Source organism: Bacillus siamensis, from assembly GCF_051628075.1.
GTDB lineage: Bacteria > Bacillota > Bacilli > Bacillales > Bacillaceae > Bacillus > Bacillus siamensis.
This window is the reverse complement of the sequence record NZ_CP155579.1, coordinates 2,869,240-2,881,661: the sequence shown is the minus strand read 5'-3', so window position 1 is coordinate 2,881,661 and position 12,422 is coordinate 2,869,240. Positions and strand designations below refer to the sequence as shown.

17 protein-coding genes are annotated in these 12,422 nt (G+C 46.5%); 10 read left to right on the top strand and 7 right to left on the bottom strand.

Translation table 11 applies throughout. The annotated features are described in order from the left end of the window. Positions 1-3 precede the first annotated feature (3 nt). From menB to menC, 3 genes are all read left to right on the top strand, one after another. On the top strand, positions 4-822 hold the full coding sequence (menB, locus tag ABDB98_RS14095; RefSeq protein ID WP_007408846.1) for a 1,4-dihydroxy-2-naphthoyl-CoA synthase: 819 nt from the start codon (positions 4-6) through the stop codon (positions 820-822). A gap of 87 nt (positions 823-909) precedes the next feature. After that, positions 910-2,373 (top strand): o-succinylbenzoate--CoA ligase, encoded by a 1,464-nt coding sequence (locus ABDB98_RS14090; protein WP_438420451.1) that lies wholly within the window; start codon positions 910-912, stop codon positions 2,371-2,373. Beyond that, a complete protein-coding gene (menC, locus tag ABDB98_RS14085) occupies positions 2,370-3,485 on the top strand; it encodes an o-succinylbenzoate synthase (protein WP_438420450.1) in 1,116 nt (371 codons plus the stop codon). The genes ABDB98_RS14090 and menC overlap by 4 nt, the downstream gene beginning before the upstream one ends. A 323-nt stretch (positions 3,486-3,808) precedes the next feature. Here menC and ABDB98_RS14080 read toward each other — a convergent pair whose 3' ends face one another. From ABDB98_RS14080 to ABDB98_RS14070, 3 genes are read right to left on the bottom strand one after another with little or no spacing between them, the layout of a single operon-like run. Then, a complete protein-coding gene (locus ABDB98_RS14080) occupies positions 3,809-3,970 on the bottom strand; it encodes a DUF1540 domain-containing protein (protein ID WP_016938469.1) in 162 nt (53 codons plus the stop codon). 58 nt (positions 3,971-4,028) lie between these two features. Continuing rightward, positions 4,029-5,069, bottom strand: coding sequence for a cytochrome d ubiquinol oxidase subunit II (locus ABDB98_RS14075; protein WP_060964480.1), 1,041 nt, complete (start codon positions 5,067-5,069; stop codon positions 4,029-4,031). Positions 5,070-5,090: 21 nt separating this feature from the next. Next, positions 5,091-6,422 (bottom strand): cytochrome ubiquinol oxidase subunit I, encoded by a 1,332-nt coding sequence (locus ABDB98_RS14070; protein ID WP_369546280.1) that lies wholly within the window; start codon positions 6,420-6,422, stop codon positions 5,091-5,093. Between the two features lie 195 nt (positions 6,423-6,617). Between ABDB98_RS14070 and ABDB98_RS14065 the strand changes: the two genes are divergently transcribed. Next, positions 6,618-6,866 carry a type B 50S ribosomal protein L31 gene (locus tag ABDB98_RS14065; protein ID WP_003152229.1) on the top strand — a complete coding sequence of 83 codons (249 nt, stop codon included), beginning with the start codon at positions 6,618-6,620 and terminating at the stop codon, positions 6,864-6,866. Positions 6,867-6,993: 127 nt separating this feature from the next. Beyond that, entirely contained in the window at positions 6,994-7,563 is a 570-nt protein-coding gene (locus ABDB98_RS14060) for a beta-class carbonic anhydrase (RefSeq protein WP_016938473.1), read from the top strand. On the opposite strand, the gene yidD is transcribed toward ABDB98_RS14060, so the two are convergent. After that, positions 7,560-7,787, bottom strand: a complete 228-nt coding sequence (gene yidD, locus ABDB98_RS14055; protein ID WP_016938474.1) for a membrane protein insertion efficiency factor YidD — start codon at positions 7,785-7,787, stop codon at positions 7,560-7,562. The genes ABDB98_RS14060 and yidD overlap by 4 nt on opposite strands. Positions 7,788-7,911: 124 nt before the next feature. Between yidD and ABDB98_RS14050 the strand changes: the two genes are divergently transcribed. Both ABDB98_RS14050 and ABDB98_RS14045 read left to right on the top strand, forming a co-directional pair. Next, a complete protein-coding gene (locus ABDB98_RS14050; RefSeq protein WP_003152237.1) occupies positions 7,912-8,385 on the top strand; it encodes an S-ribosylhomocysteine lyase in 474 nt (157 codons plus the stop codon). 114 nt (positions 8,386-8,499) lie between these two features. Next, complete coding sequence (locus ABDB98_RS14045) at positions 8,500-8,943, top strand: FixH family protein (protein WP_060964481.1); 444 nt, start codon at positions 8,500-8,502, stop codon at positions 8,941-8,943. Here the strand turns inward: ABDB98_RS14045 and ytzI are convergent. Continuing rightward, positions 8,940-9,089 carry a YtzI protein gene (gene ytzI / locus ABDB98_RS14040; protein ID WP_060964482.1) on the bottom strand — a complete coding sequence of 50 codons (150 nt, stop codon included), beginning with the start codon at positions 9,087-9,089 and terminating at the stop codon, positions 8,940-8,942. The genes ABDB98_RS14045 and ytzI overlap by 4 nt on opposite strands. Before the next feature lie 124 nt (positions 9,090-9,213). On the opposite strand from ytzI, the gene ABDB98_RS14035 reads away from it, so the two are divergent. From ABDB98_RS14035 to ytkD, 3 genes are all read left to right on the top strand, one after another. Beyond that, on the top strand, positions 9,214-9,651 hold the full coding sequence (locus ABDB98_RS14035) for a Dps family protein (protein ID WP_003152242.1): 438 nt from the start codon (positions 9,214-9,216) through the stop codon (positions 9,649-9,651). 149 nt (positions 9,652-9,800) lie between these two features. Continuing rightward, the gene (locus ABDB98_RS14030; RefSeq protein ID WP_438420449.1) at positions 9,801-10,205 is read left to right on the top strand and encodes a phage holin family protein; all 405 of its coding nucleotides are present in this window, start codon (positions 9,801-9,803) and stop codon (positions 10,203-10,205) included. Between the two features lie 132 nt (positions 10,206-10,337). Beyond that, complete coding sequence (gene ytkD, locus ABDB98_RS14025) at positions 10,338-10,817, top strand: RNA deprotection pyrophosphohydrolase (RefSeq protein ID WP_016938479.1); 480 nt, start codon at positions 10,338-10,340, stop codon at positions 10,815-10,817. A 34-nt stretch (positions 10,818-10,851) separates the two neighbouring features. On the opposite strand, the gene ABDB98_RS14020 is transcribed toward ytkD, so the two are convergent. Together ABDB98_RS14020 and ABDB98_RS14015 are read right to left on the bottom strand one after the other, a co-directional pair. Then, on the bottom strand, positions 10,852-11,664 hold the full coding sequence (locus ABDB98_RS14020) for an ABC transporter permease (RefSeq protein ID WP_438420448.1): 813 nt from the start codon (positions 11,662-11,664) through the stop codon (positions 10,852-10,854). Further along, positions 11,639-12,421 carry an ABC transporter ATP-binding protein gene (locus tag ABDB98_RS14015; protein ID WP_047476785.1) on the bottom strand — a complete coding sequence of 261 codons (783 nt, stop codon included), beginning with the start codon at positions 12,419-12,421 and terminating at the stop codon, positions 11,639-11,641. The genes ABDB98_RS14020 and ABDB98_RS14015 overlap by 26 nt, the downstream gene beginning before the upstream one ends. Between the last annotated feature and the right edge of the window lies 1 nt (position 12,422).

The following is a 12,422-nucleotide window of genomic DNA, read 5'->3' as shown; positions in this document are numbered from 1 at the left end:
TCAATGGCTGCAGAATGGAAAAGTGAACGTCAGTACGATGAAATCCTGTACGAGACGTATAACGGTATTGCAAAAATAACAATTAACCGCCCGGAGGTACATAACGCATTTACTCCTAAGACGGTATCAGAAATGATTGACGCGTTTGCTCGTGCGCGTGATGACTCCAATATTGGTGTCATCGTTCTTGCAGGAGCGGGAGATAAAGCATTCTGTTCAGGCGGAGACCAAAAAGTCCGCGGTCACGGCGGATATGTCGGAGACGATCAGATCCCGCGTCTGAATGTGCTTGATCTTCAGCGTTTGATCCGCGTGATTCCTAAACCGGTCGTAGCGATGGTATCAGGCTATGCCATCGGCGGAGGCCATGTGCTTCATATCGTCTGTGATTTAACGATTGCGGCCGATAACGCGATTTTCGGCCAAACCGGACCGAAAGTGGGAAGCTTTGATGCCGGTTACGGCTCAGGCTACCTGGCGCGTATCGTCGGACATAAGAAAGCCCGTGAAATCTGGTATCTGTGCCGTCAATACAATGCGCAGGAAGCGCTCGACATGGGGCTTGTCAATACGGTTGTCCCATTAGAGAAACTTGAAGAAGAAACTATTAAATGGTGTGAGGAAATGCTTGAGAAAAGCCCTACAGCCCTTCGTTTCCTTAAAGCGGCATTTAACGCAGATACAGACGGCCTCGCCGGAATTCAGCAATTTGCGGGAGATGCAACACTTCTTTATTACACGACAGACGAAGCGAAAGAAGGCCGCGATTCCTTTAAAGAAAAACGCAGTCCGGATTTCGGTCAGTTCCCTCGTTTTCCGTGATCAGATGACACTACGAAACAGCTTGAGCCGCTCTGGTCCAAGCTGTTTTCTTTTCAAACACAGTACTTTTACCTCGGAGATGATAACATGCTGACAGAACAGCCAAATTGGCTCATTCAAAGGGCTCAGCTGACACCTGAGAGAATCGCTCTCATATTTGAAAACAAACAGATGACATTCAGAGAATTGTATCATGCTTCTGAACAAATGGCCGCGCGGCTGTCCGAATACTGCAAGCTTAAAAAAGGAGACCGTGTCGCGATTTTGCTTTCTAACCGCCCGGAAATGGTTTATGCCGTTCACGCCTGCTTCTTATTAGGAGCGGAAGCGGTGCTGTTAAATACGAAGCTCTCAAAACAGGAACGGCTGTTTCAGCTCGAAGATTCAGAGGCGAAGCTTTTATTGACGGAAGACGGTTTTTGCCGCGAAGATTATGAATCTGCAGTCGCTGTCGCAGATGTGGACGAGCTGCAGGCTAAAAAGGCGGGTGACTTGGAGCCGGAAGCTTATGTAACGCTTGATGATACAGCGACTCTTATGTATACGTCAGGAACAACGGGAAGGCCGAAGGGGGTGCAGCAGACCTTCGGAAACCATTATTCCAGCGCTGTTTCGTCTGCGCTGAATCTGGGGGTCACGGAGCGGGACCGCTGGCTTATTGCGCTGCCGCTGTTTCATATCAGCGGCCTGTCTGCGCTATTTAAGTCGGTCATTTACGGTATGCCCGTCGTGCTGCACCGAAAATTTTCAGTTACTGATGTGCTTGCCAGCATCAGCTCACACCGGGTCACGATCATATCAGCGGTGCAAACAATGCTTTCAGGCCTGCTTTCGGAAACCGAACAATGTCCGGAATCATTGCGGTGTATTCTGCTTGGCGGAGGGCCGGCCCCGCTGCCGCTCCTTGAAGAATGCCGAAGAAAGCAATTTCCGGTCTTCCAGTCTTACGGCTTGACCGAAACCTGCTCACAGATTGTCACGCTGTCACCTGAATTCAGCATGGAAAAGCTCGGCTCGGCCGGTAAACCGCTGTTTTCATGCGAGATCAGAATTGAAAAAGAAGGAAATCGCTGTATGCCGTTTGAACACGGTGAAATCACGGTAAAAGGCCCGAATGTGATGAAAGGGTACTATCATCGTGATGAAGCGAATCAGGCCGCTTTTCATAATGGCTGGTTTAAAACAGGTGATCTTGGCTATTTAGATGACGAAGGGTTTTTATATGTGCTGGACAGACGGTCGGATCTCATCATTTCAGGCGGAGAGAACATCTATCCGGCTGAAGTGGAAGCGGCGCTGCTTGCCCATCCGGCTGTAGCGGAAGCAGGTGTTTCAGGAGCCGAAGATCCAAAGTGGGGGAAAGTGCCGCATGCCTTTCTCGTGCTGACTTCTTCTGTCAGTTCAGAAGAGCTGGCCGCCTTTTGCCGTGAACGCCTTGCAAAATATAAAGTACCGGCTGCTTTTTTCGCGGTTGACGAGCTCCCGCGGAATGCGTCTAATAAACTGATGAGACATCGGCTGAATGAGCTTCGTAAAGGAGAATTGTCATGATTAAGATAGAAAAAATCACCCTTTATCATGTAATTATGAGGCTGAAAAAACCGTTTAAAACAAGTATTGAAACGCTGCAGGACCGCAAATTTTTGATTGTGGAGGCGATCGACGAAACCGGCAGAACGGGCTGGGGAGAGGTATCGGCGTTTTCTTCTCCTTGGTATACAGAAGAAACGATTCAGACATGCGCGCATATGCTGAGAGATTTTTTCATCCCAAATATCGTAGGCCGCGAGTTTTTCCATCCGTCAGAAGTGCCTGACAGTCTCGCGCGTTTCAAAGGAAACCGCATGGCAAAAGCGGGGCTCGAATCAGCCGTGTGGGATCTATATGCCAAGAAAAAGGGGATATCTCTCGCAGAAGCCTTAGGGGGCAAAAGAGATAAAGTGCCCGCCGGGGTCGTAGTTGGTCTTGCTTCGGATGATGTGATGCTTCGGGAAATTGAGCAATACGTAAAAGAAGGTTATCAACGTATAAAAATAAAAATTCAGCCCGGCCGTGACGTTGATTTGGTCAGAGCCATCCGCAGCCGTTTCCCGAACTTACCGCTGATGGCGGATGCCAACTCGGCATATGAACTGAAAGACATCAGCAGGCTGAAAGAATTGGATGAGTTCCAATTAATGATGATAGAACAGCCGCTTCAGGCAGATGATATTGTCGATCACCGCCACCTGCAAAAACATTTGAGAACGGCGATATGTCTTGATGAAAGTATATGCTCATTTGATGACGCGAGGCGGGCGATTGAGCTTGGAAGCTGTAAAATCATTAACATAAAACCGGCGCGTGTAGGAGGCCTGACAGAAGCTTTAAAAATACATGATTTATGCAGAGAGCATCACATGCCGGTATGGTGCGGCGGAATGTTCGAAACCGGTATTTCAAGAGCGCAGACAGTCGCGCTTGCTTCGCTGCCGCAATTTACGATACCGGGTGACATTTCCTCATCAGACCGATACTGGGAGGAGGATATCGTCACTCCTGACATCCGTATCGAAGAGGGATTTATCTCTGTTCCGGACGGTCCCGGACTGGGTGTCAGCGTAAATCAGGAAGTAATGAGAAAATACGTCACCCAAATGGACGTTTTCACAACAAACAGCTGATAAAACTTTATTTCAGCAAGTTGAGCACACTGTAAGCTGCTGTTATATTGAAACTGTTCAACATCACCCCTTCCCCGTTTGAACCGGCTGAAAAAGCCGGTTTTTTTAACAGGCGAATGCGATAATTTTTTTCAAACAGTCTCAGTTTAACATCGCAGGTGTTGCTTTCTGGCTGCGGCAAACATGTACATCTTGATAAAAAATTCTGTGCATGTCATGAATGCGATACGGATTGTACCGTCTGCCGCCGCCAATTTGCCGTTTCTGCCATGCTTCTCATCGGCGCGGAAATGAAAAAGAGCTGTATAAAAACAGCTCTTTTTTTATAAATCATACGGTTTAAAGGTTTTGCAATCGGTTTCTTCACTTTTTTCAGCGGTTTCGCCTGTATGGCTGACAACATAAATCGCGTCGGCCGTGCATTTGTTTCCCTTGCCCCAATAAGAGCAGTTATTGACTTCACACAGTATTTTTTGATGATCCATGCTGACTCCCCCTCCATGATAAAAGGTACGCCATTAGTATGAACCGCTCTGATTTCTGTTATTCCTCCTGGCGGATATAACGTCTGTCTTTCATAAAGAGCTTCCAGAAGAAATAAAACCCGGGGAACAAAATAATGAAAGCGACGATATACGTCATAAACAGCGCCCTGAAGGTTGCCGGCTCCGTAAATCCCGACATGACCGTAATATCGGGATAAATCATATAAGGAAGGTGAGCGCGTCCGTACGCATAGCTTGCCAGAAAATACTGCAGCGCAATGGCGATCATGGCGATTCTCGGTTTGCCGATGTTCTGGCCGAAGCGTTTATTTGGCAGAAACAGGGCCACACCGGCAATAATAAATGTAATGACAGACAGGATGAGCCATGTCTTGTCTTTCATCATCCCCGTATACAGCCAGCCGGCTTCAGAGCGTAATGTCACCATAATGAAGATGGCAAAAAGAAGAGACAGCGGGCCTGTTATTAAAGAGCTCCGTCTGTAGATGCGGTACGCATGCTCCTCTTCCGCAACATTTGAAAAGTCGGCCAGAAGCAGCGAAGATAAAAACAAAGTGGTTAAAATGGCAAAGCCGATAAACGTATACGCATTCAGGCTTGTAAAGACACTTGCCAAATTTAAGTGATACACTCCGCCCGTCTTCTCGATAAATCCCCCGTGTGTAACCGGAAGGACTAAAATCAGCACGGCAGGAATAATGAATCCTGAAATTCCGGAGATATATCTCATGATTTTCCTTTCCTTCGCCGTATTGGAGAAGACGAGAAAGCCGCTGCGGATGGCTAAAAGCAGCAGAATGATACTCCCCGGAATCAATAAAACGGTTCCCAGCACGAAGGTTGCCCCCGGAAAGAAGCTGAAAAGGGCGACAACGATTGCGACGATAAAGACATTGGTCACTTCCCATGTCGGGGACAAATAACGGTTGGCGATGTTTGTCGCCTTTGTTTGTTCTTTATTTAAATAAATCATCGACCAAAAGCCGGCTCCGAAGTCCATCGTTGCCATGACCGCGTAGATAAACACGAAGCCCCATACGATTGATATCGCGATGAGAGCGTCCATGGTAATGTCCATTTCAATTCAGCCCTTTCTTTGTTAAGATTCCGCCGCTTTTACATCCTCCTCAACGGGATGTTTGCGGAAATAATAAAGCAGCACATAAATGACTGCGGCCGCCAAAATGGCGTAAACCACCGTAAACAGGATGAACAGCAAGCCGATTGAACCGGTTGTGGTAACGACATCTGATGTTTTCAGCAGATGATAAATCACCCATGGCTGCCGTCCCGTACAAGCGAATATCCACCCGAATTCAATTCCGATCAGACTGAGCGGTCCTGCAGTTAAAAATAAAATCAAAAGCCAAGTCGGAAAGCTGTCTTTCTTTAAGATTTTTCTCCATACGATGCCGATGATGGAGTACAAAATGAGCAGCATTCCGATGCCGACCATTCCGTTAAACAGTGTATGAATGAATAAAGGCGGCCACTCGTCTTTCGGAAACGCGTTCAACCCTTTAACGACGGTATCAAAGCTGTTTGCAGCCAAAAAGCTTAAAGCCCACGGCACTTCTATTGCCCATTTTACTTTTTCTTCTTTTGCATCGGTAAAACCGCCGATCGCAAGCGGAGCGTGTGATCTTGTTTCGAACAGCCCTTCTGCGCCCGCAAGCTTTTCAGGCTGGTATTCGTAAAGAAGCTGAGCAGATTCGTGTCCGTTTAAAGAAGCAATAATGGAAAAAATTCCGCCGATCGTTAAAGCGAGCAGCAGCGCTTTTCGGTGAAACCGGTATATCTGCTCCTGTTTTCTCGTTCTCAGCATTTTATAAGCCGCTACAGAGGCGACGATAAATGCACCGGTCATGAAAGCCGTCAGAACGACATGGCCCGCGGTGGTGAAAAAGCTTGGATTAAAAAATGCGGCCCACGGTTCGACGTCAGTGATTTTGCCGTTTAAAATTTTAAAGCCGGCCGGCGTTCCTTCAAATGCGTGAACATTTGTGATTAAGACGGCAGATGCCGCGGCGCCGATCAAAACGAAAATAACCGCAATGATGCGCATCGCCGGAGTCAGCCGGTCAGCGGCATAGACATAAATGGACATAAACAGCGCTTCGATAAAGAAAGCATAAATTTCAATTTGAAACGGGAGTGACATCACTCTGCCGATGACTTCCATGAATCCGGGCCACAAAAGAGCAAGCTGTGTACCCGCGATCGTTCCGGTCGGTATCGCCACGCCAAGCAGAACCGCCTGCGCCTTTGTCCACCTTTTCGCCATTATGGCATAATGAGGATCTTTGGTTTTTTGATAAATCAATTCAGCCATTAAAATCATCAGAGGCAAGCCGACACCAAGCGTCGCGAAAATAATATGAAAGCCCATGGTTGTCCCGAACAGGCTTCTGGCTAACACTAAATCATCCACGTCATAAACCGCCTTTCTTATTACCGTTTTATGTAATGTGGTTATATTATTTGCTGAAGCCATTAGATTATTCTTCTGATTCCATATATGAGCAGGGTTTAGAAATCAAGGGATCGGGGCATATATGATTGACAAGCGCCTATTTAAGGTTTAGAATAAAACGTAATTATTACGATTTGAGAAAGGGAGATCAGCATGAAAAAAGATATTCATCCGGATAACCATCAAGTGATTTTTCAAGATGTGAACAGCGGCTACCGGTTTTTAAGCCATTCAACGAAAACGTCAGAGGAAACGGCAGAGTGGGAGGACGGAAAAACATACCCGCTGATTAAAGTAGAAGTCAGCTCAGATACACATCCGTTTTATACAGGCCGCCAAAAGTTCAACGAAAAAGGCGGGAGAGTCGAACAGTTCAACAAAAAATACAATATGGGGAAATAAGACAAGCCCGAGGGGGGTTTGTCTTATTTATTGGGCCGTCTGTTACTTTGTGATCAGGTGCGGGTAGTGACGAAATGGCCCGCCTTGTGTTATATTGTGAATAAAAAGGCAGAAAGGAAACACCAAGATGAGTCTTCTAAACGATATCATGAATTTTAATGAGCAGTTCACTAAAAACAAAGATTATGAAAAATACCAAACATCTAAATTCCCGGATAAAAAGATGGCGATTTTGTCCTGCATGGACACACGTCTTGTTGAATTGCTTCCCCATGCGATGAACATGCGAAACGGTGATGTGAAAATTATTAAAAGTGCCGGCGCGCTTGTCGCCCACCCGTTCGGAAGCATCATGCGCAGCCTTTTAGTGGCCGTATATGAATTAAACGCTGATGAAGTCTGCGTGATCGGCCATCATGATTGCGGCATGAGCAAAATCAACAGCGAGGATATGCTCGGTAAAATTATTGACCGCGGTATTCCGAAAGAGCGGATTGACATGCTGAAGCACTCAGGTGTTGATCTTGATCAATGGCTGAAAAGCTTTGATTCTGTAGAAGCGAGTGTGACAGACAGCGTAAACGTCATTAAACACCATCCGCTTTTCCCTGACAATGTGCCGGTGCACGGTCTGGTGATTGATCCTGAAACCGGTAAACTTGATCTGGTGATCGACGGCTACCAGCATATGGACTAATGCTTTTGTTTTTTTTCCGGTACGGGATCAACCCCGCCCGGATGAAACGGATGGCACTTTAAGATTCGCTTCAAGGTCAGCCATCCGCCTTTTAATGCGCCGTGAGTCCTCACGGCTTCGATTCCGTACTGAGAACATGTCGGGTAAAAGCGGCATGACGGCGGCGTCAGCGGAGAGATGAACTTCTGGTATCCGCGGATTAACGCAATCATTATGGTTTTCATCAAAAAAACCACCTTTCTAATGCCAGTATAGAAAAAAAATTTCAGATTGAAAAGCTTCCGCCGCAATTCTTATCGGAAAACTGTGTTATAATGGATGCATATTCTGAAAAAAGGGAGTGCTATTATGCCTTCAGTAGAAAGCTTTGAGCTTGACCATAACGCGGTTGTGGCTCCGTATGTAAGACATTGCGGAGTGCATAAAGTCGGAACAGACGGCGTCGTGAATAAGTTTGACATCCGCTTCTGCCAGCCGAACAAACAGGCGATGAAGCCGGATACGATTCATACGCTTGAGCACTTGCTTGCGTTTACGATTCGCACACATTCTGAGAAATACGATCACTTCGACATCATAGATATTTCACCGATGGGCTGCCAGACAGGCTATTATCTTGTTGTGAGCGGCGAGCCGACAGCGGAAGAAATTGTCGACCTGCTTGACGCTACGCTGAAAGAAGCCATCGATATTACGGAGATCCCGGCAGCCAATGAAAAACAGTGCGGCCAGGCGAAACTTCATGATTTGGAAGGCGCGAAACGCCTGATGCGTTTCTGGCTGTCACAGGATAAAGAAGATTTGCTCAAAGTGTTCGGATAAAAAACAGGCCTTTTTGCTGTCGTGCAAAAAGGCTTTTTTACATATTTCTAAAAAATGTCACACCTTATGTGTAAGCGTTTGCTAAAATAGAAGCAAACATGAAGGAGTGATGGAATGAAACGGGCTGTATTGGCGGGTATGTGCGGTATGGTATTTCTTTTATCTTCTTGCGGAGGCAATGCGGACAAAACCTCCGCGGATGAAGAGCCGAAAGCGCTTGAAGTCAAGCTTACCGGACCGGAAACGGCAGAGCCGCATGAAAAAGCAGAATACAAGGCGGAGGTTTTTTACGGCGGCAAGCGGGTCACGGATGCGGATGAAGTCATGTTTGAAGTATGGAAAGAAGGAAAAAAAGGCAGCGGCAAAACAATCAAGGCCAAGGAGGAAAAAGGGGCGTATCATCTGCGGACTGAATTCGATGGAGAAGGTGTGTATACCGTTCAATCCCACGTAACGGCAAAACAGCAGCACAATATGCCGACTGTAAAAGTGCGTGTCGGGGATGCTGAAGCTGCCGATGATTCCTCCGGCCATGAGGAAAAGGCACAACATCATTAAGGTTTGTTTTTATCCGTCAATCCGTTTGATGTGTCCTGCGGCGGATCGATCGTATGCTTTACGTTATAGGCTCTTACAGTCGACCAGATGGATAAAAGCAGCACGGCAAGCACGATAAGAAAGCCGAGACTCAGAAGAAGCAACATGAAATCCCTCCTTTTTAACAAATCATAACATATTTTCCATATGGAAAACCAAGGGCTAAAAATTTATGTTTTAACACACGATATATAGGGTATATCAATAGTAAACCAAAGGAGGAAGATTGGCATGTCAGAAAAACTATTGGAAGCAGTTAATAAACAAGTTGCAAACTGGACGGTCATGTATGTGAAATTACATAACTATCATTGGTACGTCAAAGGGAAGGACTTTTTCACATTGCATGAGAAATTCGAAGAGCTGTATAACGAAACGGCTACATATATTGATGACCTTGCAGAGCGTCTGCTGGCATTAAACGGCAAGCCGATCGGCACCATGACGGAATCATTGAAGACTGCTTCTATAAAAGAAGCGGAAGGCAATGAGAGTGCAGAACAAATGGTACAGAACATTTATGATGATTTCACTGTCATTGCAGAAGAGCTGAAAAGCGGAATGGATCTCGCAGATGAGGTCGGGGATGAAACGACCGGCGATATGCTGCTAGCCATTCACCAGAATATCGAAAAACATAACTGGATGCTCAAAGCGTATTTGGGATAATTAACAAGGGAAGACCGGGGCTTTAGAGCGTCCGGTCTTTTATTTGGCTGCCGAAGAGATGTTGTCCATTTTTCTGAAAAATCCAGACCGTTCCGTTCACTTTTCATAGAATAATGTAAGGCCGTTTCTGTGAAAGGATGTTGGATCATATGGGCAGAGACTTTGGCATCTTTTCGTTTTTTGCAGTGGTTGTGTCGGCAGCGGGATTTTTCTTTGGCGGTTTTCAGTATTCGTTTCTGATTTTGCTATCGGTCATGGCGATCGAATTTATCAGTACAAGCTTAAAAGAGTCTCTTTTGCATCAGCTGAGCCCAAAAAGGCTTTTTGCGCGGCTGGTCAAAAAAATTGTGACCCTGGCATTAGTCTCAGTTTGCCATTTTTTTGATCAGCTGCTTTATACCGAAGGCGCTATCCGTAATTTGGCTATCATGTTTTATATCTTATACGAATCGGTACAGATTGTGATCACGGCAAGCGCGCTGGGCATCCCGGTTCCGCAGGTGCTCGTCGATCTATTGGACACCTTGAAAAATAAATTCAAGCGCAAACCGTAACATTTGCTTCAAACGAGGCTATACTAGCGGGTATGATGGTTTTCCTCTGAATTTTTGAGAAAGGGCTTCCGAACAAACGCAACTGTGGTATGATGTATGGAAGATATGAAGGAACGGATTAGAGGGATAAACATGTACGAGTTTAAAGACTATTATCAGAATACTGTTCAGCTCTCCTTTGAACACCAGCCTTTTTCAGACAGCCCGAAGCACGTATGGGTCATATGCCGATATGGCGATAAATGGCTTTTGACTGAGCATGAAGACCGAGGGTTTGAATTTCCGGGCGGAAAAGTGGAGCCGATGGAATGTGCGGAGGAAGCGGCACTGCGCGAGGTGAAAGAAGAAACCGGCGCTGCAGTAAGACACCTTCAGTACGTCGGACAGTATAAAGTTCTCGGCAGGGAAAAGATAATCATTAAGAATATATATTTTGCCGATATTGAAAGGCTTGAAAAACAGGCTGATTATTTTGAAACGAAGGGGCCGGTGCTGTTCAGCGAACTGCCGGAGAATCTCCCGAGAAATAAAAAGTTCAGTTTCATCATGAAAGATTCAGTGCTTCCGATCAGCCTGAAAAAGCTGAAAGAGGACGGCGTATTTCAATCATAAAAACGGAGACCCGGCGATATCGCACGGGTCTTTTTTATATTTTTCCTTTCGTCCATTTTCTTTCTAACCATTCGACTCCCTGATACATCAATGTCGCAAAAACCGCGATGATCAGAAGGCTTAAGAACACCAGAGTGAAATTGAAGACTTGGAAGCCGTAAATGATCATGTTGCCCAGTCCCTTTTCGGACACAAGAAATTCGCCGACAATGACCCCGACCCAGGATAAACCGACATTCACTTTAAGCGCAGAAACAATCGCGGGGGAGCACGCCGGCAAAATGACTTCTTTAAATATGATGCGCCTTTTCGCTCCGAAGGTTTTCATGACCTTAATATAATTCTCATCCACTTCCTGAAAAGCCGTAAAAACGACGATCGTCGTAATAATGACACTGATGACTGCACCCATGGCTACGATGCTTGTGAAACTCGGCCCGAGTGCGACGATAAGAATCGGCCCGAGTGCGACTTTCGGCATCGCGTTTAAAATGACGAGGTACGGGTCTAACACACGGGCGAGCCTGTTTGACCACCATAACAGAGCGGCGAGGCATGTGCCGAGAAGTGTGCCGAGCAAAAAGCCCAGAACGGTTTCTCCTAATGTAACGCCGATGTGGGCCGCAAGAGACCCGTCCGCGATCTTTTCCGCCAAGAGCCGGCAAACGGCAGAGGGTGAGCTGAAGATTAACGGATCGATCCAGCCTGCCTTGCTCGATATTTCCCACCCGGCAAAAAATACGATGAAAATAGCGGCCTGATACGCACGGATCCGGCGTTTTTCTTTTTGGTGTTTTTTCTTAAACTCCTGATGAAGCTGTTCAATCGTGCCGCTGCTGTTTTTCAAGGGAGTTCAGCTCCTTCCATATCGTTTGAAACAGCGGCTGAAAGGCCGGGTCCTGACGCGCGTCAAACGGATCTAAGGCCGCGAGCTCCTTGGGCACGGTGAAGATTTGGTGGATGGTGCCCGGCTGATTCGAAAATAAATAGATCGTATCGCTCATGGCGATGGCTTCACCGATATCGTGGGTGACGAGCACGGCAGTTTTTTGAAAATCTTTTAATGTTTTGAAGACAAGGTTTTCTAAAGAAAGCTTCGTTTGAAAGTCCAGCGCGGAAAACGGCTCATCCAGAAGCAGCAGTCCCGGGTCCGGCGCAAGCGTTCTGGCAAGTGCTGCCCGCTGCCGCATTCCGCCTGACAGCTCTTTCGGATATTTTTTTTCGACGCCGATTAATCCGAGTTTAGGCAGAAGGCTGAGAACTTCAGCCCTTTTTTCTTCTGTTAATGTTTTGGAAATGTGTAAACCGAGCAGGACGTTTTCCTCAATTGATTTCCAAGGAAATAAATAATCCTGCTGAAGCATATAGCCGATTTGGTGTTCTTTATGGTTCGGCACGCTTCCTTCAATCAGCACCCGGCCTTGCGCGGGGGCGATAAGGCCGGCCAGAATGGACAGGAGGGTGGTTTTTCCGCATCCGCTCGGCCCGAGAAAGGAGATGAAATCCCCTTTTTCAATATGAAAATGTATATCTTTCACGGCGGTTGTTCTTTCTTTCAGCGAGAAATAAGTATGTGTTACATGATCCACTTGTAAAAAAGACATT